Annotated in this window: 20 protein-coding genes and 1 riboswitch; of the genes, 8 read left to right on the top strand and 12 right to left on the bottom strand. The window is 67.1% G+C overall.

Annotated features, from left to right (window positions below; translation table 11 throughout):
• Positions 1–2: 2 nt before the first annotated feature.
• Complete coding sequence (gene glyA, locus K254_RS0100600; RefSeq protein ID WP_026553757.1) at positions 3–1,295, bottom strand: serine hydroxymethyltransferase; 1,293 nt, start codon at positions 1,293–1,295, stop codon at positions 3–5.
• Positions 1,296–1,411: 116 nt separating this feature from the next.
• A riboswitch (ZMP/ZTP riboswitch) is annotated at positions 1,412–1,497 on the bottom strand.
• 127 nt (positions 1,498–1,624) lie between these two features.
• Between glyA and purU the strand changes: the two genes are divergently transcribed.
• Together purU and K254_RS0100590 are read left to right on the top strand one after the other, a co-directional pair.
• Entirely contained in the window at positions 1,625–2,494 is an 870-nt protein-coding gene (gene purU, locus K254_RS0100595; RefSeq protein ID WP_026553756.1) for a formyltetrahydrofolate deformylase, read from the top strand.
• A 60-nt stretch (positions 2,495–2,554) separates the two neighbouring features.
• The gene (locus tag K254_RS0100590) at positions 2,555–3,076 is read left to right on the top strand and encodes a gamma carbonic anhydrase family protein (protein ID WP_026553755.1); all 522 of its coding nucleotides are present in this window, start codon (positions 2,555–2,557) and stop codon (positions 3,074–3,076) included.
• Between the two features lie 25 nt (positions 3,077–3,101).
• Here K254_RS0100590 and K254_RS0100585 read toward each other — a convergent pair whose 3' ends face one another.
• From K254_RS0100585 to K254_RS20985, 3 genes are read right to left on the bottom strand one after another with little or no spacing between them, the layout of a single operon-like run.
• Positions 3,102–4,289 carry an ABC transporter permease gene (locus K254_RS0100585; RefSeq protein WP_026553754.1) on the bottom strand — a complete coding sequence of 396 codons (1,188 nt, stop codon included), beginning with the start codon at positions 4,287–4,289 and terminating at the stop codon, positions 3,102–3,104.
• Positions 4,286–5,062, bottom strand: coding sequence for an ABC transporter ATP-binding protein (locus K254_RS0100580; RefSeq protein WP_231391708.1), 777 nt, complete (start codon positions 5,060–5,062; stop codon positions 4,286–4,288). Before K254_RS0100580 ends, K254_RS0100585 begins: the two co-directional genes overlap by 4 nt.
• 2 nt (positions 5,063–5,064) lie before the next feature.
• Entirely contained in the window at positions 5,065–6,102 is a 1,038-nt protein-coding gene (locus K254_RS20985) for an efflux RND transporter periplasmic adaptor subunit (RefSeq protein ID WP_196810843.1), read from the bottom strand.
• Positions 6,103–6,290: 188 nt separating this feature from the next.
• Between K254_RS20985 and K254_RS0100570 the strand changes: the two genes are divergently transcribed.
• From K254_RS0100570 to K254_RS26285, 3 genes are all read left to right on the top strand, one after another.
• Positions 6,291–7,388 (top strand): Gfo/Idh/MocA family protein, encoded by a 1,098-nt coding sequence (locus K254_RS0100570; RefSeq protein WP_026553752.1) that lies wholly within the window; start codon positions 6,291–6,293, stop codon positions 7,386–7,388.
• A 144-nt stretch (positions 7,389–7,532) separates the two neighbouring features.
• Positions 7,533–8,606, top strand: a complete 1,074-nt coding sequence (locus tag K254_RS0100565; protein ID WP_026553751.1) for a hypothetical protein — start codon at positions 7,533–7,535, stop codon at positions 8,604–8,606.
• Between the two features lie 88 nt (positions 8,607–8,694).
• Positions 8,695–10,899: a hypothetical protein gene (locus K254_RS26285; RefSeq protein ID WP_026553750.1), complete on the top strand. Its 2,205-nt coding sequence runs from the start codon at positions 8,695–8,697 to the stop codon at positions 10,897–10,899.
• 346 nt (positions 10,900–11,245) lie between these two features.
• Here the strand turns inward: K254_RS26285 and K254_RS0100555 are convergent, their stop codons facing one another.
• The 7 genes from K254_RS0100555 to purH all read right to left on the bottom strand — a co-directional run bounded on the left by K254_RS0100555 (position 11,246) and on the right by purH (position 20,836).
• Positions 11,246–11,959: an ABC transporter ATP-binding protein gene (locus K254_RS0100555; RefSeq protein ID WP_026553749.1), complete on the bottom strand. Its 714-nt coding sequence runs from the start codon at positions 11,957–11,959 to the stop codon at positions 11,246–11,248.
• Positions 11,946–12,797: an ABC transporter ATP-binding protein gene (locus K254_RS0100550; RefSeq protein WP_269209023.1), complete on the bottom strand. Its 852-nt coding sequence runs from the start codon at positions 12,795–12,797 to the stop codon at positions 11,946–11,948. The genes K254_RS0100555 and K254_RS0100550 overlap by 14 nt, the downstream gene beginning before the upstream one ends.
• A gap of 74 nt (positions 12,798–12,871) precedes the next feature.
• A complete protein-coding gene (locus K254_RS20980) occupies positions 12,872–14,101 on the bottom strand; it encodes a branched-chain amino acid ABC transporter permease (RefSeq protein WP_035748820.1) in 1,230 nt (409 codons plus the stop codon).
• A complete protein-coding gene (locus K254_RS0100540) occupies positions 14,098–15,087 on the bottom strand; it encodes a branched-chain amino acid ABC transporter permease (RefSeq protein ID WP_442853033.1) in 990 nt (329 codons plus the stop codon). The genes K254_RS20980 and K254_RS0100540 overlap by 4 nt, the downstream gene beginning before the upstream one ends.
• A 189-nt stretch (positions 15,088–15,276) precedes the next feature.
• Positions 15,277–16,503 (bottom strand): branched-chain amino acid ABC transporter substrate-binding protein, encoded by a 1,227-nt coding sequence (locus K254_RS0100535; RefSeq protein ID WP_026553746.1) that lies wholly within the window; start codon positions 16,501–16,503, stop codon positions 15,277–15,279.
• A gap of 234 nt (positions 16,504–16,737) precedes the next feature.
• Positions 16,738–18,957 (bottom strand): NADP-dependent isocitrate dehydrogenase, encoded by a 2,220-nt coding sequence (locus K254_RS0100530; RefSeq protein ID WP_026553745.1) that lies wholly within the window; start codon positions 18,955–18,957, stop codon positions 16,738–16,740.
• Between the two features lie 208 nt (positions 18,958–19,165).
• On the bottom strand, positions 19,166–20,836 hold the full coding sequence (gene purH / locus K254_RS0100525) for a bifunctional phosphoribosylaminoimidazolecarboxamide formyltransferase/IMP cyclohydrolase (RefSeq protein WP_026553744.1): 1,671 nt from the start codon (positions 20,834–20,836) through the stop codon (positions 19,166–19,168).
• A gap of 74 nt (positions 20,837–20,910) precedes the next feature.
• Here purH and K254_RS20975 point away from each other — a divergent pair, with 74 nt between their 5' ends.
• Together K254_RS20975 and murQ are read left to right on the top strand one after the other, a co-directional pair.
• The gene (locus K254_RS20975; protein WP_081709791.1) at positions 20,911–22,503 is read left to right on the top strand and encodes a glycoside hydrolase family 3 protein; all 1,593 of its coding nucleotides are present in this window, start codon (positions 20,911–20,913) and stop codon (positions 22,501–22,503) included.
• A 45-nt stretch (positions 22,504–22,548) separates the two neighbouring features.
• Positions 22,549–23,484: an N-acetylmuramic acid 6-phosphate etherase gene (gene murQ / locus K254_RS0100515; protein ID WP_026553743.1), complete on the top strand. Its 936-nt coding sequence runs from the start codon at positions 22,549–22,551 to the stop codon at positions 23,482–23,484.
• A gap of 140 nt (positions 23,485–23,624) precedes the next feature.
• Here the strand turns inward: murQ and K254_RS0100510 are convergent, their stop codons facing one another.
• Entirely contained in the window at positions 23,625–24,068 is a 444-nt protein-coding gene (locus K254_RS0100510) for an SRPBCC family protein (RefSeq protein ID WP_026553742.1), read from the bottom strand.
• 90 nt (positions 24,069–24,158) lie between these two features.
• Between K254_RS0100510 and K254_RS0100505 the strand changes: the two genes are divergently transcribed.
• Entirely contained in the window at positions 24,159–25,511 is a 1,353-nt protein-coding gene (locus K254_RS0100505) for an MFS transporter (protein WP_026553741.1), read from the top strand.
• The last annotated feature ends 3 nt before the right edge of the window (positions 25,512–25,514 follow it).

Below are 25,514 nucleotides of genomic sequence, written 5' to 3'. Positions count from 1 at the left end.
GTTTACCACTGCTCCTGGCCGGGGTACAGCGGGAAGTCGTTGGCCAGCGTGTCCACGCGGGCACGCAGGGCCTCGACGTCGACGGCGGAGCCTGCCTTCAGCGCGGTGGCGATGATCTCGGCAACCTCGGTGAACTCCGCGGCACCAAAGCCACGGGTGGCCAGGGCCGGGGTGCCGATGCGCAGGCCGGAGGTGACCATCGGCGGGCGCGGGTCGAACGGCACGGCGTTGCGGTTGACGGTGATGCCCACGGAGTGCAGGAGGTCCTCGGCCTGCTGGCCGTCCAGTGCGGAGTTGCGCAGGTCAACGAGCACCAGGTGCACATCGGTGCCACCGGTCAGCACGGACACGCCGGCCTCGGCAACATCGGCGGCGTTCAGACGCTCGGCAATGATCTTGGCACCTTCCAGGACGCGCTCCTGGCGCTCCTTGAACTCCTCGGAACCGGCAACCTTGAAGGCCACGGCCTTGGCGGCGATGACGTGCATGAGCGGGCCGCCCTGCTGTCCCGGGAACACGGCGGAGTTGAGCTTCTTGGCCCACTCCTGCTTGGCCAGGATCACACCGGAGCGCGGGCCGGCCAGCGTCTTGTGCACGGTGGAGGTGACGACGTCGGAGTACGGCACCGGGGAGGGGTGCAGGCCTGCGGCAACCAGACCGGCGAAGTGTGCCATGTCCGTCCAGAGCAGGGCGCCCACCTCATCGGCGATGGAGCGGAAGGCGGCGAAGTCCAGGTGGCGCGGGTAGGCGGACCAGCCGGCGATGATGACCTGGGGCTTCTCGGCGATGGCCTGCTCGCGCAGCTTGTCCATGTCGATGCGGAAGTTGTCTTCCTCGACCTGGTAGGCGGCAACGTTGTACAGCTTGCCGGAGAAGTTCAGCTTCATGCCGTGGGTCAGGTGGCCACCGTGGGCCAGCGACAGACCCAGGATCTTGTCCCCGGGGGTGATCATGGCGGCGAGCGCTGCGGCGTTGGCCTGGGCGCCGGAGTGCGGCTGGACGTTGGCGTACTCGGCGCCGAAGAGGGCCTTGACCCGCTCGATCGCCAGGTTCTCGGCAACGTCAACGTATTCGCAGCCGCCGTAGTAGCGGCGGCCCGGGTAGCCCTCGGCGTACTTGTTGGTCAGCACGGAGCCCTGGGCCTCGAGGACTGCGCGCGGGGCGAAGTTCTCCGAGGCGATCATTTCGAGGGTGCCACGCTGGCGGCCGAGCTCGTCGCGCAGGACGGCGGCAATTTCCGGATCCAGCTCTGCGAGCGGAAGATTGGTCACAGTTTGGGTGGGGTTAGCAGACACTACAGACTCCTGGATGGGGTTTTGAAACTACTACTGGTCAGGTTATCCGGTGGACCGCTGCCCTTCACAGCGCGCGACAGCACACCGTAATGGAAGGCTCCATCAGCTTTAACATGACCCTCGGCCCAGGCGTACGATCCGTGGTCTTCTCCAGTGCTGCTCCCCGGTGGTGTCCCACCTAACGCCAGTTGCAACGGCTTCAATTCTAATGCATGCTCCAGGACGGCCTCCCCCGAGGCCCGGACCAGGCCGGGACCAGGCCCGGACGAGGCCGCCCACACGGGCGCGGGCGGAGCGGGGATGGCCCCGGCACCGGTAACGTTGGAGTGGTGAGTGAAAACGCAGCTGTCGAAGCCCCCACCGGATATGTCCTGACCCTCTCCTGCGCGGATACGCCCGGCATTGTCCATGCCGTGTCCGGTTCGCTGCTTGAGGCTGGTTGCAACATCACCGATTCCCAGCAGTACGGGAATTCCGATACGGGCACCTTTTTCATGCGCGTCGCCGTGGATACGACGACGTCGTTCACTCGCCTGCGCGAGCACCTCGAGCCGGTGGCCGCTTCCTTTGGGCTGAAGTGGCAGCTGCACCGGGCCGGTGCGCCGGTGCGCACCCTGATCCTCGCGTCCAAGGCGGCACACTGCCTTAACGATCTGCTCTTCCTGCAGCGCTCGGGCACGCTCCCCATCGAGATCCCCGCCATTGTCTCCAACCACAAGGACCTGGCGGATCTGGCCGCGTTCTACGGCATCCCCTTCTACTACATCCCCGTCACCCCCGGTACGAAGCAGGAGGCCGAGGACGCCCTGCGCGAGCTCATTGAGGAGCACGACGTCGAGCTGGTGGTGCTGGCCCGCTACATGCAGGTCCTCTCGGACTCCCTGTGCACGGATCTGACCGGCAAGGCCATCAACATCCACCACTCCTTCCTGCCCTCCTTCAAGGGCGCCAAGCCCTACCACCAGGCACATGCCCGCGGCGTGAAGATCATTGGTGCCACGGCGCACTACGTGACGGCGGCGCTGGATGAGGGGCCGATCATCGAGCAGGAAGTGATCCGCGTGGACCACGGCCACTCCACCGAGCAGTTCGTGGCGATGGGCCGCGACGTCGAGGCCCGCACCTTGGCCCAGGCCGTGCAGTGGCATGCCGAGCACCGGGTGCTGCTGGACGGCACGCGCACGGTCGTCTTCAAGTAGCACGTCCGCGGGCAAACGCCACGCGCTGACCGGAGCGCGGGCCGGCGCTAGGATCGGTCCATGAGCCTGCAGATCCCCTTTGGGGGCAAAACCCCCGCCGTGTCCCCGTCCACCTTCGTCGCGCCCAACGCCACCCTGATTGGCGATGTGGTCCTTGGCGGGGACTCCAGCGCGTTCTACGGCGTGGTGGTGCGCGGGGACACCGCTGCCATCCGCGTCGGCGCCGGGTCCAACCTCCAGGACAACGTGGTGCTCCATGCGGACCCCGGCTTCCCCACCACCATCGGCAACGGCGTCAGCGTTGGGCACGGCGCCGTCGTCCACGGCTGCACCGTGGAGGACGACTGCCTCATTGGCATGGGCGCCACGGTGATGAACGGTGCCGTCATCGGCGCCGGCTCCCTGGTGGCCGGAGGCGCCGTGGTGCTGGAGGGCATGGTGGTGCCGCCGGGCTCGCTGGTGGCCGGAGTTCCGGCCAAGGTCCGCCGGGAGCTCTCTTCCGAAGAGATCGACGGCGTTCGCGCCAACGCCTTCCGGTACGTCGCCCTGGCCGCCGCGCACCGGGAAATCCACGCCGGCTAAGCCTCCCGAGGCGGGGTGGACGCCCCTAGAAGCGGATGGCGTCGATCACCTTCACGCGGATGGCGACCAGCGCGGGGATGGCTCCGGCCAGCGCCCCCACCAGCACTGCCGCACCCATGCCCAGCAGCGCCGCCTCCAGCGGGAAGGCCGGATAGTCCGTCAGACCCGGAGCAATGTTTTCCTCGATGAAGGGATTCTTCACCACGGCAATGGCCACCATGACGCCCAGTGCGCCGGCCACGGTGGTGGCCACCACCGATTCCATCAGCACACCGGCAAAGATCCGCCCCGACGTCGCGCCGAAACTGCGCCGGATGCCGATCTCCCGTACCCGGTACCGCACCGTGACCATGGAGATGTTCAACAGCCCAATCGCCCCGAGCAGCAGCACCAAGACGGCAATCCCGCCGATGGCCAGTTGGACCTGGGCGAAGGGGTCGCCATAGGCAGCATAGTCACTGCGGTAAACCTCAACGCCCATGCCGGGCAGCGCGGCCTGCAGGTCTGCCATCATGGCCATCCTGAGCTCCTCGGCGTTTTCGGGCGGGACCCACAACTTGTACTGCACGGGCATGCCGCCGGCGGTGGCCAGCCCCGTGGTCCGTGCCCCTTCAGTAAGCATGTAGGCCATCGGCCCGGCCCCCGGGTACTGGTCCGCCACCACGCCGACCATCACTGTGGGGGTCGCCCAATCACCGCGGAAGCCAACCACGGGGTCGGTGGTGAGGTCCGGCCGTCCGGCCGCGTTGTAGAACGCCTCATTGACGACGACGGCGGGAGCCAACCGGCCGCCGTCGTCGCCGGCGAACCAGCCGCCCTGGGTGGTGTCGACCCGGTGGACGACACCATAGGCCGGATCCACCACGTTGATTTCCACATTCCGGACGCCGCCGGGGAACTGGAAGGCTCCGCTGGCCATGGCCACGCGGGTGGAATAGGTGATGCCGTACCGTGCCACCAGGGCATCGTAGGCAGCGTCCAGCCGGTCCGCGCCGCTGCCACCGCCGGGACCGATGATGCCCAGCGTTGCCTCGCGGCCGCCCTGGCGCTCGGAATTGGCCTGCATGGATTCGCGGGCCAACTGGCCCACCCCGACCACCGAGGCCAGGGCCGCCACCGAGACGGCCACCCCCACCAGGGCCAGCAGGATGCGGGTCTTGTGGATGCGCAGCTCGGACCAGGCCTCGACCAGTGCCGAGATGAAGCCGCTCATGCCCCCACCTGCGCCAGCTGCACCGCGGGGCCGAGGGCGCCCTCCTGCAGGGCATACTGGGTCCGCGCCCGCGATGCCACATTCGGATCATGGGTGATGGTCACCAACGCCGCCCCGGATTCCTCGGCAACCCCTTCCAGCAGTTCCATCACCGATTGGCCCGTTGCCACATCGAGGGCTCCCGTGGGTTCATCGGCCAGGATCAGCCGGGGCCGGCGCACCAGCGCCCGCGCAATGGCGACGCGCTGCTGCTCGCCGCCGGAGAGCATGTGCTGGGCGGTGCCGGCCCGGGAGGCCAGACCCACCCGGTCCAGCATGTCCATGGCCAGCTCATTGCGGCGCCAGAAGTCCCGGCCCTTGGCGTAGAGCAGCGGCATGGCCACATTCTCCAAGGCCGTGCGGCCCGGGAGCAGATTGAATTGTTGGAAGACGAAGCCCACGGTGGCACCTCGCAGCCGTGCCCTGGCGTTGGAGGACATCGAGCCCACCGGACGGCCAAAGAAGTCCAGGCTGCCGCTGGTGGGGACGTCGAGGAGCCCCAACAGATTGAGCAGCGTGGACTTGCCGCAGCCCGAGCGGCCGACAATCGCCAGGTGGTCCCCCGCGCTGATGCGCAGCGTCACGCCGCGCAGAATGTGCAATTCCTCGTCGTCGGCCAGCAGCACCGTCCGGGTCACATCGTGGAGGTCCACCAGTACCTGGGCCGCGCCGCCATCGTCCGGCTGACCGGGCCCTGTTGCTGTGTTCCTGTCCGCCATGTCGTTGTCCGCCATGCTCAACCGCCCATCCGGACCATGCCGCCGGACATGCCCGGCTGCTCCGGGGCGGGTGCGCCGGGGACGAATTCCAGCACGGATTCACCCGCTGCGAGCCCCTGGACCACCTCGACCTTGGCGCCGTCGTTCAAACCCAGGGTGACCTTGCGCTGCTCGGCTTCGCCACTGGCCGCCGGCACCCAAACGGTTCCCTCGGTGACGCTGCCCTTGACGGCCGTCAGTGGAACAGTGAGGACATCCCGCGCCTCGCCGGCGCTGACTGTCACGGTGGCGCCCAGCCCGGCGAACACCGCTGTCGTTGAGGGGACGCCGCAGCTCACGGTGCCGGTCACCGCTCCCCCGGCCCCGCCGTCGGACGGTGCACCCGGTCCTGCCGGGGCCGCCGGAACCGACAGCCCGCCCGCCGGTGTGCCGCCCGTGGAGGGAGCATTCCCGGTCTTGACGTCCAGGCAGGTGAAGGCACCCGGACCACCGGTGATGAAACCTGTGGCGGTGGTGGGACGGCCAAGCAACCGGTACTGCGCCGCCGCATCCAAAGGTGCGTTGATGGTGAAGGTGCCGGTGGCAATCGTGGCCGCGGCGTCGCCGATGCCCACCTGCTGGTTGGGCAGCAGCGGCAGCGTCGCCACTGTGCCATCCACAGGCGAGAGGACATTGGTATAGGTGTAGACCGGTGCGGCTGGCGCCTCCCCCGCCGACGGAGCCGACGGAGCCGCCGGGGCGGCCGGGGCGGCGTCGGGCACTTCCTCGGAACGGATCTGCAGCAGCTTGTCGCCGCGGGCTACCTTCTCGCCGGCCTCCACGAAGAAGTGCACCACCTTCCCGGCCGCCGTCGCCTTGGCCGTGGCGTCCGGGTCGGAGGACACCGTCCCCTTCAGCTCAACCGTGTTGACCACGGTGCCCAGGACCACCGGCACCTGCGGAGCGGCCACCGCCGCATGCGGGGCCAACTGCCCCGTCTCCTCTTTGAGTCCGTCGATGAAGGCCATCTTGACCAGCGCCACCGCAATCACCCCAAAAACCAACAGCCATGCCACTGGAAAAACCACACGCCTCAGCACCCTCATATCCACTCCTTCGCAGACTCCCCACAGACACGACCGGAAATGGACGTTCCGGCCACGATACCCCGTATCCATGGCCCGGCATCCTTGCCCCGCGGCCCGCTCCGTCATCTACCACCGCCGGTCCGCGCCCGGCCCAGCGCCAATGGCAGAATGGCCGCATGACTGAACCGCGCTACATTGCCAAGCCCGACTGGTACACCACGGACAACCCCGAAACCCTTGCCGCCACCGGCACTGCCCTGCGCTGGGGCGTCGTCGCCACGGGCGGCATCGCCGGCACCGTGACGGCCGATCTCGCCCTCCTGGAGGACGCCGTTCTGCAGGCGGTCAGCTCCCGAACTGAGCCCAAGGCGGCGGACTTCGCGGCCCGCTTTGGGTTCGCCTCGCACTACTTCGATGGTGGCGCGGACGGACTGGGACCGGCCGGCTATGAGCAGCTGGTGCAGGACCCGGCCGTGGACGTTGTCTACATCGCCACCCCGCATGCCCAGCACTACCGCGTGGCGAAGGCCGCACTGGAGGCCGGCAAGCATGTTCTCTGCGAAAAGGCCCTGACCATCAACGCCGCCGAAACAAAGGTCCTGATCGAGCTGGCACGCGAGCGCGGCCTGTTCCTGATGGAGGCCGTCTGGGCCCGCTTCGTCCCCGGCATCCAGCGTGCACTCTCCGTCATCGCCTCCGGAGAGATCGGCACCGTGAAATGGGTGCGCGCCGATCTCGGCTTCCCCGCCCCGCTGGACCTCTCCGCCCGCATCTGGAACCCCTCCGATGGCGGCGGCGCCCTGCTGGACGTCACCGTCTACCCGCTGCTCTGGGCCTGGGGTGCTCTTGGCGCGCCGTCCCGCGTGCAGGCCACCGGCACCATCACTGATTTCGGTGTCGACAGCCAGAATGCCTTGACGCTGGAGTACGACGGCGGCGCGCAGGCCCAGCTGATGAGCTACCTGACCTCGCACGGACCCCGGGCTGCAGTGGTCGCCGGCACCAAAGGCATGATCGAATCTGTGAAGTCCGTCAACAACCCCCGCACCATCCGCATCAGCACCGGCTGGGACACCCAGCGCGAAGAATCCTTCGACATTCCGGGGTCCGGCTACACCTACCAGCTCCGCGAGGTCACCCGCTGCATCCAGTCGGGATTGTTGGAGAGTCCCACCATGCCGCTGTCGGATTCGCTGGCCATCATGGAACTGTTCGACGACGTCCGTGCCCAGCTCGGCGTCGTCTACCCCAACGACCAGGCTCCGCCCGCATAGCCACCCGTCCGCCATCCCGTCCGTCCAGACTATGGACGGACGTCGGTGGGCAGGTTTAGGCTGTCGATCATACGGCTCGACAATATCCATCTGGGGGTGGTTGGAGTGCGGCAGCAAGCGTATGGTCTCGCGTGGCGCACTCTCGTGCCCAGAACAGTTCGACTGATTCTGGGCACAGCCGCCGCCACCCTGCTATGGCTTGCCATTGGAGCCTCCAGCGCATTCGCTGCAGGACACGAGAGCGGCAACGACAACCGCAGCGGCCTGCTGGGCTCCTTGTCGGGTGCGGTTGGCGGCTTGGTCGGCACCATTCTTCCGGCACCCGCACCGGCACCCGGAGTGGGCGGCGCCCTCGGAAACGTGCTTCAGCCCGTCGTCGGGCTGGCTGATTCCGCCATCGGGCAGGTGCCGATCGTGGGCACCGTGGTCGGACCGGATCCCGTTTCCACCGCCACGAACCCTGTACTGGGGATCGTCGACGCCGTGGACACCGGACTGGGTGCGCTGCCGATTGTGGGCGGCATCGTCAATGGCGTCACGGAGCCCGCAGCTGGAATTCTTGACGGAACCGCGCCGGTTGTTGGGGGCGTCGTGGACGTTGTCCAGCCCATGGTTGATGGCGTCACCGAGGTCATCCCGCAGGTGCCTGGTACGCCCGGTACGCCGACCGTGCCGGGCACGCCCACCGGTCCCGGCACAGCGGGAACCACTCCCCCGGCCGCAGGCAGTGGGACCGATTATCCAGTCTCCGGCGGTCCAGGAACAATGACCCCCGGCGGCAGCACTGCCGGCGTCGACGGTTCCATCCCCGGAGCCACCGCTGCGAACGATGCAGCGGCGTCGGCAATCGGCGCCCCGCAGTCCAGCGCCACGCGGGGAACCTCCCCGGTCTTGGCAGCGCTTTCCGCGGCCGCTGGCAGCCTGCCTGCCTCAGGCTTGCAGGGCTCGGCTACAGCTCCGTCCACAGGAGCCTCCGGCGAGGACTGCATAGCGGGAGACGCCCTTGCCCTGCCCTGCCAGGCCGCCACACCGGCTGCCGGCACGGCCTCCGGGCTTGCCTCGTCCAGTTCCGGACTCGGTGGGCAGGGAGCGGCTGCAAGTGCCGTCCTGCCCGGATCCCTCTTCTTGAATACCTTCGGCCACTCGATGTCCGCATCTGCGCACTCGTGGCCGCTGCCCACATCCCTCTCCGACCGCCCGGGCTCCCGCCCCGACTGAATGGCCGTCCGCTGCCCACCGCTGGCAGCAACGGCATCAACCGCCCGCCTTCGCGGCCGGTACACACCATTCAGTTAGGAGAACTTCCATGCGTATCTTCGTTCGCAGAACCCTCTGCGGAGCCGTGTTTGCCACAGGGCTGTTGGCCCTTGGGGCAGGGACTGCATCCGCCTCGGACCAGCATGATTCCAGCAATGGCGGCCTGCTCGGCGCCATCCAAGTGGCCGTTCCTGCCACCATTCCCGTCGATATCACCGGCAATTCCCTAGGGGTTCTCAATCAGGGCGGCAGCAGCACCGCCCAGACCCCCACGTCCGATTCGTCAACGCCGGCCAGCCAGTGGGATTCCGATGGTCTGGGGCTGTTTGGCGGCCTTCAGGCTGGCGCCTCCATCAGCATCCCGGTCAACGTCGCAGGCAATGCTGTTGCCGTCGGCGGCAGCACCGAAAGCACTGCGGCGGGAGGCCAGCCGGGGAACACCGCAACCGAGGCCAGCGGCAGTACAAACGCCAACTCAGACTCCAGCGGCGGCCTCCTCGGCGGGCTCCTCGGAGACACCCAGGCATCGGCGCCCGTAACCGTCCCCGTGAACGCCTCCTGCAACTCGGTGGGCCTCCTCGGCGACACCTCCACCGGCTGCGAAGGAACCACCGCCGGCACCACTGGCGGAACCAACCAGGAAACCAACGGCAACGGCGGCAGCAACGCCAATGGCGGGCTGCTCGGTGGCCTCCTCGGAGACACCCAGGCCTCGGCGCCCGTAACCGTCCCCGTGAACGCCTCCTGCAACTCGGTGGGCCTCCTCGGCGACACCTCCACCGGCTGCGAAGGAACCCCCGGAACCACCACCGGTGGAACCCAGCAAGACACCAACGGAACCAACGGTGGCTCGAACGGCGGGCTGCTCGGCGGACCCCTGGGCGACACCCAGGCATCGGCGCCCGTAACCGTCCCCGTGAACGCCTCCTGCAACTCGGTGGGCCTCCTCGGCGACACCTCCACCGGCTGCGAAGGAACCACCGCCGGCACCACTGGCGGAACCAACCAGGAAACCAACGGCAACGGCGGCAGCAACGCCAATGGCGGGCTGCTCGGTGGCCTCCTCGGAGACACCCAGGCATCGGCGCCCGTAACCGTCCCCGTGAACGCCTCCTGCAACTCGGTGGGCCTCCTCGGCGACACCTCCACCGGCTGCGAAGGAACCCCCGGAACCACCACCGGTGGAACCCAGCAAGACACCAACGGAACCAACGGTGGCTCGAACGGCGGGCTGCTCGGCGGACCCCTGGGCGACACCCAGGCATCGGCGCCCGTAACCGTCCCCGTGAACGCCTCCTGCAACTCGGTGGGCCTCCTCGGCGACACCTCCACCGGCTGCGAAGGAACCACCGCCGGCACCACTGGCGGAACCAACCAGGAAACCAACGGCAACGGCGGCAGCAACGCCAACGGCGGGCTGCTCGGTGGCCTCCTCGGAGACACCCAGGCCTCGGCGCCCGTAACCGTCCCCGTGAACGCCTCCTGCAACTCGGTGGGCCTCCTCGGCGACACCTCCAACGGCTGCGAAGGAACCACCGCCGGCACCACTGGCGGAACCAACCAGGAAACCAACGGCAACGGCGGCAGCAACGCCAACGGCGGGCTGCTCGGCGGACCCCTGGGAGACACCCAGGCCTCGGCGCCCGTAACCGTCCCCGTGAACGCCTCCTGCAACTCGGTGGGCCTCCTCGGCGACACCTCCAACGGCTGCGAAGGAACCACCGCCGGCACCACTGGCGGAACCAACCAGGAAAGCAACGGCAACGGCGGCAGCAACGCCAATGGCGGGCTGCTCGGTGGCCTCCTCGGAGACGGCCTGCTGGGTGACCTCTCGATATCAATCCCCGTGAGCATCCCGGTGAACGTGGGCTGCAATGCGATTGGCATCCTTGGCTCGACGGACGCCGGATGCGGTTCAGCCGCGGGGCCCGTTGACCCCGTTGACCCTGTCGATCCCGTGGACCCGGTGGACCCCGTAACGCCTGTAACGCCCTCGGACCCGATTGACCCCGCAACCCCCGTGGACCCCACCGGCCCTGCGACACCGGCGTCTCCCGCAACCCCGGTTGACCTCACCAATCCCGCCATCGCGGTGGTCCTCCCTGCGGGCTCCGGCATCACCGTCATTGCCGCCTCGAGCGTCCTGGCCGCAACAGGTTCCACGGTCCTCCCCACGCTCGCCATCGGGGCATTCCTGATGGCCCTTGGCATCCTGGTGCTGGTCCGCCGCACGCGCCGGACGGCCACCTCCTAGCCACCAAGCACTGGCAGCCCTGCCCGGCACTCTGGCTGATGCTGCCGGGCATCTGGAACACGAGGGGAGGTGGTCGATATCCACCAGCGCCACCCTGTGGCCAGCCGGACATGACCCGGCCGGCCGGAAGGGTTGGTGCGAGAGCCGGATGACAGGCCGGTAGTGAGACCGTCAGACGCGGCATGGGCCCAACCCGGACCGGCCCCGCCGCGGCTGGCGGTTCACCCGTGCCCGGCCCCGTTGAAACCCTGCGCGCAGCCCAAAGGATCCGGACAAACAACAGGGCGCATCCCGGAACCTCCGGAATGCGCCCTGCTGTGGTGCCGTGAATCGGTGGGAGCGGGGATCAGCCGACGCCCAGGTAGGCCTCCTTGATGGCCGGGTTGACCAGCAGTTCCTTGCCGGTTCCGCTGTGCGTGATCTCCCCCGTTTCGAGGACGAACGCCCTGTCGGCCCGGGCAAGGGCCTGGTTGGCGTTCTGCTCCACGAGCAGGATGGTGGTCCCCTGCTTGTTGATCTCGGTGATGATCTTGAAGATCTGCCGGATGAACTGGGGTGCCAGGCCCATGGAGGGCTCGTCCAGCAGCAGCAGCTTCGGGTTGGACATCAGGGCTCGGCCAATGGCCAGCATCTGCTGCTCGCCGCCGCTCATGGTGCCGCCGTACTGCTTCTGCCGTTCCTTCAATCGGGGGAAGAGGTCAAAGACCCGCTCCAGATCCGCAGGGACGCCGGTCTTGTCCCTGCGGCCGAAGGTCCCCATGTCCAGGTTCTCCAGCACTGTCATGCCGGGGAAGATGCCACGACCCTCGGGCGCCTGGGAGATCCCCTGCACCACGCGGATGTGGGCCTTCATCTTGGTGATGTCCTGCCCAGCGAAGGAGATGCTTCCGTGGGACGGTGTCAGCAGGCCGGAGATGGTCTTCATCGTGGTGGTCTTGCCGGCACCATTGGCACCGATCAGCGACACGATCTCGCCCTCGTTCACGGCGAAGGACATCTTGTTGATGGCTCTGATCCGCCCGTAGTGGACGGAGACATCTTTCAACTCAAGCAACGTCATCTTCGGGCTCCCCTAGGTAGGCCGCAACAACCCGCGGATCCTCGCGGATGGCTGACGGAATGCCGTCGGCAATCTTCTTGCCGAATTCCAACACCACAATGCGGTCCGTCACGCCCATGACAAGTTTCATGTCATGTTCGATGAGGAGCACCGTGTACCCGTCTCCGCGGATGGTGCGGATCAGGGCCATCAGATCCTCCTTCTCCGCCGGGTTGAATCCGGCGGCCGGCTCATCCAGGCACAGCACCTTGGGATCGGTGGCCAGGGCCCGTGCGATCTCCAGGCGGCGCTGGTGTCCGTAGGAGAGGTGCCGCGACAGGGTTGCGGCGTGGTCGGCCACGCCCACAAACTCCAGCAGGGCCATGCCCCGTTCGATGGCGCTCTTCTCCTCGCGGATGTGCCGGGGCAGGCGCAGCAGCGCCCCACCCACACTGGTCCTGTGCCGGGCGTCGAGGCCCACCACGACATTTTCCAGAGCCGTCATTTCGCCGAAGAGGCGGATGTTCTGGAAGGTGCGGGCCAAGCCCATGCGGGTGATCTTGTGCTGCTTCTGCCCACCAATGGACGTACCCTCCAGGAGGATCTTGCCGCTGGTGGGCTTGTAGACGCCGGTCATGGCATTGAAGCACGTGGTCTTGCCGGCCCCATTGGGTCCGATCAGGCCGAGGATCTCTCCGCGTTTGATGTCGAAGGAGACGTTGTCCAGCGCCACGAGGCCGCCAAACTTGATGGTGAGGTTTTGGACCTCCACCAGCTTGTCGCCAACCTCGACGGCGATCTCGCGGTCCGGGGCGACGGCCTCGGCCACCTCCATGTCGATGCCCTGCTCGGCCATCATGGCCTCGTCGATCTCCGGCGCATCGCTGGACCGCCCGCGTTCGTTCTCCGGAGCCATTTCCGGTTCCGTGGTGCTCATGCGCCAGCCTCCGTTGATGTAGCAGTTCCCGGGGCGCCTCCGGAGGGCGGCGTGCCCCCCTTGCCGGACGCAGCCACCCGGTTGTAGGCCAACCGGCCGTAGGCCAGCAGACGCTGGCGGGCCGGCAGCAGACCCTGGGACCGGAAGATCATGATCAGCACCAGGGCGACGCCGAAGATCAGGTACTTGTATTCCGCAATGGCCGTGAAGCGCAGGGGAATGTAGCTGACCAGCGCACCGCCAAGGACGGCGCCGACCTTGTTGCCGGCGCCACCGAGGACGACGGCGGCGACAAACAGGATGGAGGTGACGACGTCGAACTTCTGGTTGTTCACAAAGCCCACTTGGCCGGCAAACAGTGCTCCGGAGAGCCCACCCACACCGGCGCCGATGGCGAACGCCCAGACCTTGTACTTGAACGTGGGAACGCCCATGATTTCGGCGGCGTCCTCATCCTCGCGGATGGCGATCCAGGCACGGCCCACACGGCTGCGTTCCAAATTGCCAGCCAGCAGCAGCACGATGATCAACACCGTCAGCACCAGCCAGTACCAGGGCGTTCCATTCGCGTTGGAGAAGATGGGTGTGCCATCGGCCTCCAGTCCGGGCGGATGGCCCACGTTCTGGAAACCGACCTGGCCGTTCATGGCCGGGATCAGAGTGGCCAGCAGGCGGACAATCTCACCGAAGCCCAGCGTCACGATGGCCAGATAATCGCCGCGCAGCCTCAGCGTTGGCACCCCCAGCACCACGCCGAAGAACATGGCGACGGCCATGGCCACCGGCACTGTCCACAGGTACGGGATCTTCAGGAAGGTTGAATCCGGGCTCGTCAGCATGGCCGCGGTGTAGGAGCCGACGGCGAAGAAGGCCACATACCCCAGGTCGAGCAGGCCGGCGTAGCCAATCACCACGTTCAGGCCGACGGCGATCAGGGCAAACCGGGCCATGTCGAAACAGGCCAATGCAAAGTTGTTGCCGGGTTCGGTGCTGATCAACGGCGGATTGATGACCGGCAGCAGGTAGGCCAGCACCACCACGATCGTCAGCCAGGCCCACTGCTGCTGGCGGGGCAGCGCGTTCCAACGTGCACCGAATGATTTGAACATGCCGCCCCTGGGAGCGTCTGCGCTGGTCCCCGGGCCGGACTTGGCGGCCTCGCGATCCTCGGCTGCCTGGCTCGCTTTAGCCCCCGGCAGCGGAGTGGGTCCATCTACCATGCTCATGCTTTGCTCCTTCCAAGGGAGGTGCCCAGGATGCCCTCGGGCCGCACCAGCAGCACCAGGACCAGGACTACGAAAGCCACGACGTCCGTCCACTGCGAACTGCCCAGCAGGATCTGGCCGTAGTTGCCGATCAGGCCCAGCAGCAGTCCACCGAGCAGGGCGCCGCGGACGTTGCCGATGCCGCCCAGAACAGCTGCGGCGAAGGCCTTGACGCCGAGCACGAATCCGCCGCTGTACTGCACGCCGGAAGGGATCCTCATCACGTAGAAGAGAGCCGCGGCGCCGGCCAGCAGGCCACCGATGATGAAGGTGGTGATGATGATGCGTTCCTTGTTGACACCCATGAGCGTGGCCGTATCCGGATCCTGGGCCACGGCGCGGATGCCGCGGCCGGTCCGGGATCGGCTGATGAACTGGTCGGTGAAGACCATCATTACGACGGCGGCGAGCACAATCACCAGCTGCTGCGAGTCGATGATGGTGCCGAAGACGTCAAAGATGGGTGTGGGGCGGAACATGGTCAGGGCAACCTCAGGGTTGGGGCCGCGCCAGAGGAAGATCAGGTACTGGATGCTGAAGGAAACGCCAATGGCCGTGATCAGAAAGACCAGGCGCGGGGCGTTGCGCTTGCGCAGTGGCTTGTAGGCCACCCGCTCCACAACGAAGGCTGTCAGGGCCGACGCCACCATCGCGACGACCAGTGCGAGCACCAGATTCAGCACAATGGACCAGAAGTCCAGGTTGGGGACGGAGGGCCCGAAGCCCAGAAAGCTCAGCGTGAAGAACACACCGTAGCAACCAACGATGAAGACTTCGGAGTGGGCAAAGTTGATGAGGTTGAGCACGCCGTAGACCAGCGTGTAACCGAGCGCCACGAGGGCGTAGATGGCTCCGAAGGTCAGCCCGTCAAAGGTGGCGCTCCAGAAGTTTTGGATAAGGGCTGGAACATCGAAATTGATCCAATTGCTATCCGCGGGTACGGACATAGCGAGTGTACTTAGCATGGTCACATCCTGAACGGGTTACGGACCGGAAGACGCTGCACGCGGCACGGAGTGTGTGCCGGGTGCCTGCATCAGGGACGAGGGGACGGGCATTGCGCCCTGGCGGTCTCCAAAGAAAATGCTGTGGGGCATCGATTGCGCGCCCCACAGCATTTCCTCTTTGGCTTTCCGCTACTCGCCGATCGGCCCGATCGGAACGATCTTGCCGGCGGCAATCTTGTAGCCGTACACCGTGGGGGCCTGGAGCTCGCCCTTGTCATTCCACTTGTAGTGCTTGCTCAGACCATCTGCGTCGTAGTTCTTGACCCAGTCCTTCAGCGAAGCCCTGTCCTGCTTGCCCTTGTCGATGCCTGCCAGCAGCACCGTGGCGGCGTCGTAGCCCTCAATGGAGTACGTTCCGGGCTCGGCGTTTGCCAGCTTCTTGTAGGCGCTTTCAAAGGTCGGGATCAGCTCACCCGGGATGCAGGGGCAGGTGAAGTAGGCGTTGTTGGAGGCATCGCCGGCCAGCTTGACGAACTGGTCATCCTTCACACCATCCGGGCCAACAAACGTTCCGGTGAAGCCCTTGCCCACCAGCTGCTGGTCGAACGGCGCACCCTCGGCGTAGTAGCCCGAGTAGAAGACGGCGTCAGCCTTGGAGTTGATGATCTTGGAAATTACGGCGGAGAAGTCCTTCTGCCCCGTGGTGACCTTGTCGGTGCCGGCCAGTGCACTGCCCAGCGCTGCGGAAGTTGCCGTGCCCAGGCCGATGCCGTAGTCCGAGTCATCCTGGACCAGGTAGACCTTCTTGGCCTCCAGCTTGCCGGTGAGGAACTTCGCGGCGGCCGGGCCCTGGACTGCGTCATTGCCCAGACCACGGAAGAAGGTGGTCCAGCCGTTTTCGGTCAGTGTCGGGTTGGTGGCCGACGGCGTGATGTGCACCAGGCCCTGCTGCTCGAAGATGTTGCCCGTGGCCTTGGATTCACCGGAGAACGGGAGGCCGATGACGCCGATGATGTCCGCTTCACTGACTGCCTGGGCGACAGGGCCGGTGGCCTTGTTGGGATCGCCCTCGGTGTCGAACTTCTTGAACTGGACCTGGCAGCCGGCATTTGCCGCGTTGTGCTCATTGATGGCCAACTGGATGCCGTTGAAAATGTTAATGCCCAGCTGGGCATTGGCGCCGGTTTCGGCACCGATGTAGCCCAGAGTGGTGGTGGACGGACAGGTTCCCTTGCCGTCGCCGGCCGGGAGGACCGCGCCTGCAGGTGTATCGATCTTGGTGAGGGCGGGAATATCGATTCGGTTTCCACTCCCAGTGGTCGCCCCGCCCGTTGACGCCTGGTTGGCGCAGGATGAGAGCAGCATGCCAAGTGTGGCGGCAACTGCCAGGCTGGTGATGACTTTCTTTCGGTACATAGATCTGCCTTCCAAGCGCATCTGCGGCACCGAGACATCCTTGTCCCAGTGCTCGTTCCGAATTACGTTCCCTGAGACTACCTGCAGGAATGTGGCGTGCAACACATTTATGTGCAGAAATCCATAAAGATCGGATAACGGAAACGGCCGCTTGGAAGAAGGTGGCACTTAAAGAGCGACGGCGGTGCGCCGCCCACCAAAGTGGGCCGCGCACCGCCGTCGTGCATCCCGGGTCTAGCCCAGGGTGGAGAGAACCTCGTTCAGCGTGGCCGAGGGGCGCATGATGGCTGCAGCCTTCTCCTCGTCCGGGCGGTAGTAGCCGCCGATGTCAACGGGGGAACCCTGTACAGCGAGCAGCTCTGCCGTGATGGCCTCCTCGTTGGCGGACAGGGCGCCGGCGATGGCCGCGAAGTCGCTCGCGAGCTCGGCGTCGACGGTCTGCTCGGCCAATTCCTGGGCCCAGTACTTGGCCAGGAAGAAGTGGCTGCCGCGGTTGTCGATCTCGCCAACCTTGCGCTTGGGGGACTTGTTCTCCAGCAGGAAGGTTCCCGTGGCGCGGTCCAGCGTATCGGCCAGCACTTGGGCGCGGGCGTTGCCGGTGGTGGTGGCCAGGTGCTCGAAGGAGACGGCCAGGGCCAGGAACTCGCCCAGGGAATCCCAGCGCAGGTGGTTTTCCTTCAGCAGCTGCGAGACGTGCTTCGGGGCGGAGCCGCCGGCGCCGGTCTCGAAGAGGCCGCCACCGTTGATCAGCGGAACCACGGAGAGCATCTTGGCGCTGGTGCCCAGCTCGAGGATCGGGAACAGGTCCGTCAGGTAGTCGCGCAGCACGTTGCCGGAGACGGAGATGGTGTCCTCGCCGCGGCGGATGCGCTCCAGGGTGAAGGCTGTGGCCTTCTCCGGGGACATGATCTCGATCTGCAGGCCCTCGGTGTCGTGCTCGGGCAGGTAGGCCTTGACCTTGGCGATCAGGTTGGCGTCGTGGGCGCGCTCCTCATCCAGCCAGAAGACGGCGGGGGTGGCGGAGGCGCGGGCACGGGTGACGGCCAGCTTGACCCAGTCGCGGATCGGCAGATCCTTGGTCTGGCAGGCGCGCCAGATGTCCCCGGGGGAAACCTCGTGGGAGATCAGCACCTTGCCGGCGGCGTTGAGTACCTGCACGGTGCCGGCAGCCTGGATTTCGAACGTCTTGTCGTGGCTGCCGTACTCCTCGGCGGCCTGGGCCATCAGACCCACGTTGGGCACGGTGCCCATGGTGGTGGGGTCGTAGGCGCCGTTGGCGCGGCAGTCGTCGATGACGACCTGGTACACGCCGGCGTAGGAGCTGTCCGGGATGACGGCCAGGGTGTCGGCCTCGGCGCCGTCCGGGCCCCACATGTGGCCGGAGGTGCGGATCATGGCCGGCATGGAGGCGTCAACGATGATGTCGCTGGGCACGTGCAAACCGGTGATGCCCTTGTCGGAATCCACCATGGCCAGGGCGGGGCCCTCGGCGTAGCCGGCGGCGATGGCTGCCTCGACGCCTGCACGGACGTCCTCGGGCAGGTTGCCCAGGCCGGCAATGATGGAGGCCAGGCCGTTGTTGGCGCTCAGGCCGGCGGCGGCCAGTGCCTCACCGTAGTTGGCGAACAGCTCCGGGAAGTAGGCCTTGACCACGTGGCCGAAGACGATGGGGTCGGAGACCTTCATCATGGTGGCCTTCAGGTGTGCGGAGAAGAGGATGCCCTCTTCCTTGGCGCGGGCCACCTGGGCGGCCAGGAAGGAGTCCAGGGCGGCGGCGCGCATCACGGTGCCGTCCACCACTTCGCCGGCCAGCACCGGGAAGAAGTCCTTCAGGGTGGAGACGGCGCCGTCCTCGGCAACGAACTCGATCTTGATCTTGTCATCGGCGGCGATGACCACGGACTTCTCGTTGGAGCGGAAGTCGCCGGCGGTCATGTGGGCCACGTTGGTCTTGGAATCGGCGGACCAGGCACCCATGGTGTGCGGGTTCTTGCGGGCGTAGTTCTTCACCGACAGCGGGGCGCGGCGGTCCGAGTTGCCCTCGCGCAGGACGGGGTTGACGGCGCTGCCCTTGATCTTGTCGTAGCGGGCGCGGATGTCCTTGTCCTCATCGGTGGAGGGATCGTCCGGGTAGTCCGGGAGGGCGAAGCCCTGGCCCTGGAGCTCGGCGATGGCGGCCTTCAGCTGCGGGATCGACGCGCTGATGTTCGGCAGCTTGATGATGTTGGCTTCGGGCTTCTTGGCCAGATCGCCCAGTTCGGCCAGAGCATCGGCAACGCGCTGGTCTTCGCGCAGGTGGTCCCCAAATGCGGAAATGATGCGGCCCGAGAGGGAGATATCGCGGGTTTCCACTTCCACACCTGCGGTCGACGCGTACGCCTGGATGACGGGCAGGAGCGAATACGTTGCCAGCATCGGGGCTTCATCGGTGTGGGTATAGATAATCTTGGCCATTGTTGTGGCATCTCCTAAGAATCTCTGCGGACTCACGACGGATTTTCTTCGCAAATCTGGTGTTATCTCAACGGGTCTAACTTACCCGAAACACCGCCATGCCCCGCCTTTGCGACAGTACTTGCCAGCGTTCCGTAGGTGCTGCTGTTGGTTGTTGAAAGTCTTCGGGGCCCGTCCCGGTTGGCGGGACGGGCCCCGAAGGGGCTTCCTAGTGGAAGAAGTGGCGGGCGCCGGTGAAGTACATGGTGATGCCCGCGGCGTTGGCGGCGGCGATGACCTCTTCATCGCGCACCGAGCCGCCGGGCTGGACCACGGCCTTCACGCCGGCGTCGAGCAGGATCTGCAGCCCATCGGCGAACGGGAAGAACGCATCCGAGGACGCGACGGCGCCGATGGAACGCTTGGCGGAGACGGAGCCCTCGGCAGCGCCGGCGGCACCGCCCGGAGCGTCGGCGCCCTCAACGGCAACGCCGAGGGTGTTGGCCCGCTCCACGGCCAGCTTGCAGGAGTCAACGCGGTTGACCTGGCCCATGCCGATGCCCACTGCGGCGCCGTTGCTGGCGAGCAGGATGGCGTTGGACTTGGCGGCGCGGACGGCGGTCCAGGCGAAGACGAGGTCGGCCAGCGTGGCTTCATCGGCTGCCTCGCCGGCGGCCAGCGTCCAGTTGGCGGGGTTGTCGCCGTCGGCGTCCACCTTGTCCGCGATCTGCACCAGCGCGCCGCCGGAGACCTGGCGGACCTCGGCCGGGTAGCGGCCGTAGCCCTCGGGCAGGGCCAGCAGGCGGATGTTCTTCTTCTTGGAGAGGATCTCCACGGCCTCGGGCTCGAAGCTCGGGGCGATGACAACCTCGGTGAAGATGTCCTTGACCGTCGAGGCCATGGCGGCCGTGACGGGGCGGTTGGCGGCAATGACGCCACCGAAGGCGGACAGCGGATCACAGGCGTGGGCCTTGGCGTGGGCGTCGGCGATGGGGTCCACGGCGTCCGGGGAGGCCACAGCCACACCACAGGGGTTGGCGTGCTTGATGATCGCCACGGCGGGCTCGGCGAAGTCAAAGGCTGCGCGCAGGGCGGCATCGGCGTCGACGTAGTTGTTGTAGCTCATGGCCTTGCCGTGCAGCTGGTCGGCCTGGGCGATGCCGGCCGGGGCCGCCTTGTCCACGTAGAGGGCTGCCTGCTGGTGCGGGTTCTCGCCGTAGCGCAGCACCTCGGAACGCTCCAGTGCCATGCCGGTGTAGGCGGGCCAGTCGATGACGCCGTCGCCGTCCTCATCGAGGAACTGGCTGGCGGTCCAGGTGGCCACGGCGGTGTCGTAGCTGGCGGTGTGGGCGAAGGCCTTGGCGGCCAGGCGGCGGCGGGTCTTCAGGTCAAAACCGCCGGCCTCGGCAGCGGCGACAACATCGCCGTAGCTGGCCGGGTCCACCACGATGGACACGGCGGCGTGGTTCTTCGCGGCGGAGCGCACCATGGCCGGTCCGCCGATGTCGATCTGCTCGACGACGTCGTCCATCCCGGCGCCGGAACGGACAGTCTCCACGAACGGGTAGAGGTTGACGACAACGAGGTCGAAGGCCTCGATGTCCATCTCCTGAAGGGTGTCCATGTGGGCCTGGACGCGGCGGTCGGCCAGAATGCCGCCGTGCACGCGCGGGTGCAGGGTCTTGACGCGGCCGTCCAGCATTTCCGGCGAACCGGTGACCTCTTCAACTTCCTGGACCGGGATGCCGGCGGCGGCGATCTTCTTCGCCGTCGAGCCGGTGGAAACGATGCGGACACCAGCGGCGTGCAGGCCTGCAGCCAACTCCTCCAACCCCGTCTTGTCGTAGACCGAGATCAATGCTCGGCGGAAGGGAACGCGGTCAAGGTGTGAGATGCTCACAGATTTGCTCCAGGGGTTGGTCGAAGAGGGCGACATGTAAAGTTTAGGCCACTACTTCTGGGTAGGCTGTCACCATGACTGCACGTGATGGCGCCCACATTCAGACGCGTCCCGAGGTTCCTACGGCCCTCCTGCAATTGGTGAACTCGGTGATTTGGCCCGGCTTCGTCGGCACCACCGTGCCCGCCTGGCTGGACCAGGCCTTGCTGGACGGGCTGGCCGGCGTCGTCTACTTCACGCACAACATCGACCCGGACTCCCCTACCCAGGTGGCGGCCCTGTCCGCGGCCATCCGCAGCGCCAACCCCGGCGCCGTCATCGGCGTGGACGAGGAGGGCGGCAATGTCACCCGGCTGCAGGCCCGCGACGGCTCCACCGTGCCCGGCGCCGCAGTGCTGGGTGCCCTGGACGACCTCTCCGTGACGGAGGCTGCCGGGCGGGAGATCGGCCGGCTCTGCCACGAGGCGGGCATCAACCTGACCATCGCCCCGGTGGCGGATGTGAACACCAACCCGCTCAACCCGGTGATCGGCGTGCGCGCCTTCGGCTCCAACACGGCCCTCGTCAGCCGGCACACCGCCGCGGCCGTCACGGGCATCCAGTCCGCCGGCGTCGGCGCCTGCGCCAAGCACTTCCCCGGGCATGGGGACACCGTGGCCGACTCCCACATGGGCACGGCCCGGCTCGAACTGGGCATGGACGAGATCACCGCCCACCACCTGCCGCCGTTCCATGCCGCGTTCGACGCCGGTGTGGCCTCGGTGATGAGCGCCCACATCATCATTCCCGAGCTGAGCGAAGCTCCGGCCACGCTCAATCCGGCCATGGGGGCCCTGCTCCGCGGCACCGGGTTTGACGGACTGCTGATCACCGATGCCCTGGACATGGCCGCCATCCGCGCCACGGTGGGTGCCGGCGAGGGCGCCGTGTTGTCCATGCTGGCCGGGGCGGATTTGCTCTGCGTGGGCAACCCGCTGAACGACTACTCCAGTGGAGGCAACGACTTCGACTGCTATGTCGAGGTCCGGGACGCCCTGATCGATGCCGCCTCCAGCGGGCGCCTTCCCCTTGAGGTGCTGCAGACCGCCCGCGCACGCGTCGCTGCCTTTGCCCAGTGGTCCGCCGACAATTGGGGCGCGGGCGACGACGGCGCTGCCGCCGGCTCCCCCTACCGCTGGGTGGATGCCGCCGAGCAGGCCTGCACCGTCGAGGCGACCCACGGCCCGGCCACCCTGCCCGCCGGCACCACCGACGTCGTCGTCGTCGATGCCCGCACGGAGTTCAACATGGCCGCCGGGCCCACCGCGAACTTCTTTGCCCAGGCCCTGTCCGCCACCGTGACGGTGCATGAACGCACCCCCGAGGCCCTGCTGGCCGGGCTGGTTCCCGCCGATCTGCCGGTCATAGCCATCACTGATGCGCTCACCAGCGCCGAACAGCAGCAAACCCTGGCCGCCGTTGCCGCCCTGGCCGAGCCCGGTGCCGGGACCGCGGCAGACGGAGCCGCCGCGGGCCTGGCCCCGGTTTCCCGGCGCCGCGTGGTGGCCATCAACGCAGGCCTCCTGCCCATGGCCCAGGAGCGCGCACCGTTGAGCACCATCCACTGCCACGGCTCCAGCCGGGTCAGTGCTGCCGCCGTCGCGCGCCTGCTGCTCGCCGGCGCCTAGACAGCTCCTCCCCCATCAACCGTTCCCTCGACCTCTGGAGACCCCATGAATGGCATCGATAACAACGCCGCCCTGCGCGAACAGCTGGGCACCCTCGTCACAGAGGCTTCCAACGACCGCTACCCCGATCTGGCGGCCCTGGACACCTTGGAGCTGGCCACAGTCATGAACTCCGAGGATGCCACGGTTCCCGGCGCCGTCGCCGCTGCGGTCCCCGCCATTGCGGCAGCCATCGATCAGATTGCCGGGCGGATGGCCCGCGGCGGCCGGCTCATCTACGTGGGGGCCGGGACACCGGGACGCATGGGGATCCTGGATGCCAGCGAATGCCCGCCCACCTTCGGCACAGACCCCTCCCTGGTGGTGGGCGTCATTGCCGGCGGCAGCGTGGCCATCGACGCGGCGGTGGAGAACGCCGAGGACAACCAGGAGGCCGGCGCCGCCGACATGGCCGCCCTGGCGCTGGGTCCGGACGACTCGGTGGTGGGCATCTCGGCTTCCGGCCGTACTCCCTATGTCCTCGCCGCCATCGCCGAGGCCCGGGCCGCGGGCGCCTACACCGTGGGCTTCGCCTGCAACAGCGGTTCGCCGCTGGGCGCCGCGGCCGACACCGCCATCGAGACGGTGGTGGGCCCGGAATTCCTCTCCGGTTCCACCCGGTTGAAGTCCGGCACCGCCCAGAAGCTCGTGTTGAACATGATCAGCACCATCACGATGGTGCGGCTCGGCAAGACCTACAAGAACCTGATGGTGGATCTGCGCGCCACGAACGAGAAGCTTCGAGCCCGCAGCGAGCGCACCGTCATCCGCGCCACCGGCACCGACCCGGCCACCGCCGCAGCGGCGCTGGCCAGCGTGGACGGCTCCGTCAAGGCCGCCATCCTGGTGGTCCTGACCGGCCTCTCCCCCGAGGCTGCGGCCGAAGTCCTGGCCGGCCATGCGGGACACCTCTCCAAGGCCATCGCCGAGCCCGGCAGCTAGGGGCCGTTCCAGGACGTCCAACTGCATTCATGACGCAGATTCCCTTCCGGGACATGACTACAACTGCATCCTGGACGGGATTCCGCGTCAGGCGCCCGGGACAGGCGTGTCTCGCTTGGTTTCGACTCCTCAAGCTCCGCTCAGGCCACGGCGAGGTAGCGGTTGCGCTCCTCGATGAGCCGTTTCAGGTATCGGGCAAGGACCAGCTTTTCGACGGCCCGGCCCAGCAGCCCGAAGGGCGCCGAGAATTCGATGCGGTCCGTCATGATGGACCCCTCCCCCACGTCAGTGAACTCATGAACGTGCCGGAAGTGGCGGAACGGCCCCTTGACCTGTTCATCGACGAAGTAGTGCGGTGCCGCCATCTCGGAGATCCGGCTGGTCATCCGCAGCGGAAGGCCGAAATGCCACGCGCGCCATGCCACTTCCTCGCCGAGTGAGATGAGTCCAGTGGTGGTTCCCGCGATGGCCTGCTCCCGTGAGCGGGCCATCGAGCCCGTGTGCGCATCGATGCTCCGTGCCAGGTCAAACGCCTCCGCACGGCTGGCAGCCATGGGCGTGGTGCACTCGACGTAGACCGTCATGGCTCGATTATTGCAGCCCTGTGGCGGGCCCGTGCAGGCCCGGCGCAGGGCGGATAATGGGAACCGGCAGCACCACCACGGAAGGCATCCATGAGCACCAGCACCACACTCCCCAGCGGCGCCGATGTAGTGCAGGAGCTGCCGTGGCGCTGGCGCGTGCAGGGTAGCATCTTCCTCATCGGCGGCCTTGGCTTCATGTTCGATGCCTGGGATGTGACCCTCAACGGCTATCTGATTCCCCTGCTATCCAAGGAATGGGCGCTCGACGCCGGCGGCGCGGCCTGGGTGGGCACGTCCAATCTGATCGGCATGGCCGTCGGCGCCTTCGCCTGGGGCTCCATAGCAGATGTGATCGGCCGCAAGAAGGCCTTCACGCTGACGCTGCTGATCTTCTCCATCTTCACCGTGCTCGGCGCCGCGTCGCCGGACATCGTGTGGTTCTGCGCCTTCCGCTTCATCGCCGGCTTCGGCTTGGGTGGCTGCATCCCGGTGGACTACGCCCTGGTGGGCGAGTTCACTCCGCGCAAACACCGCGGCCGCGTCCTCACTGCCATGGATGCCTGGTGGCCCATCGGCGCCACGCTCTGCGGGGTGGTTTCCGCCGTGCTCATCGCCACCACCGGCAACTGGCGCACCTTAATGTTGGTGATGGTCGTCCCGGCACTGCTGGTGGTCTGGGTTCGGCTGGCCGTGCCCGAGTCGCCGCTGTATCTGGTGAGGGCCGGCCGCCCGGCCGAGGCCTCCGCCGTCATCGAGTCCCTCGTCCGGCGCACGGGTGCCACGGTGGGGCCGTGGCGGCTGCCCGAACCCAGCGAGGCACCCAAGCTGTCCATGGGCCGGATCGGCGCGCAGCTCAGCGAGCTGTGGCGGTTCAACTGGCGGATCACAGCCGTGGCGTGGTCGCTCTTCCTGACGATTCTGCTGGTCTACTACGGGGCGCTGACCTGGATGCCCTCGATCCTGGTCTCCACCGGATTCGGGGAAACCAAGGCGTTCATGGCCACCGCGGGCATGACGGCGGTTGGCCTGCTGGGCGTGGTGCTCGCGGCCCTGCTGGTGGAGCGGGTGGGCCGCAAGTGGATCCTGGCGATCACCGGCCCGCTGTCGGCGCTGTCGCTGGTCATTTTCGCCCTGGTGCTGGACGTCCCGGCCGCCGCCCAGCTCTGGCTGCTGGTCTTCGGTCTGGTCATCCAGGTGGCCATACCGGTGCTCTACACCTACGTTTCCGAGCTGTACCCCACGCATCTGCGCGGCACGGGGTTTGGCTGGGCGTCCACCATTTCCCGGGTGGGCGCGGGGCTGGTTCCGCTGATCTTCGGCTCGCTGCTGTGGCCGGTGCTCGGACTACCGCTGACCTTCGCCCTGACGGGTGCGCTGGTGCTCGTGGCAGTTGTCGGCATGGCCATCGCCGCACCGGAAACCAAGGGGACCCGGCTGGACTAGGGC

The sequence above is a fragment of the Arthrobacter sp. 35W genome (assembly GCF_000482545.1).
Classification (GTDB): domain Bacteria; phylum Actinomycetota; class Actinomycetes; order Actinomycetales; family Micrococcaceae; genus Specibacter.
The sequence above is the reverse complement of the archived record's forward strand: the minus strand, read 5'-3'. Positions and strand labels throughout refer to the sequence as shown.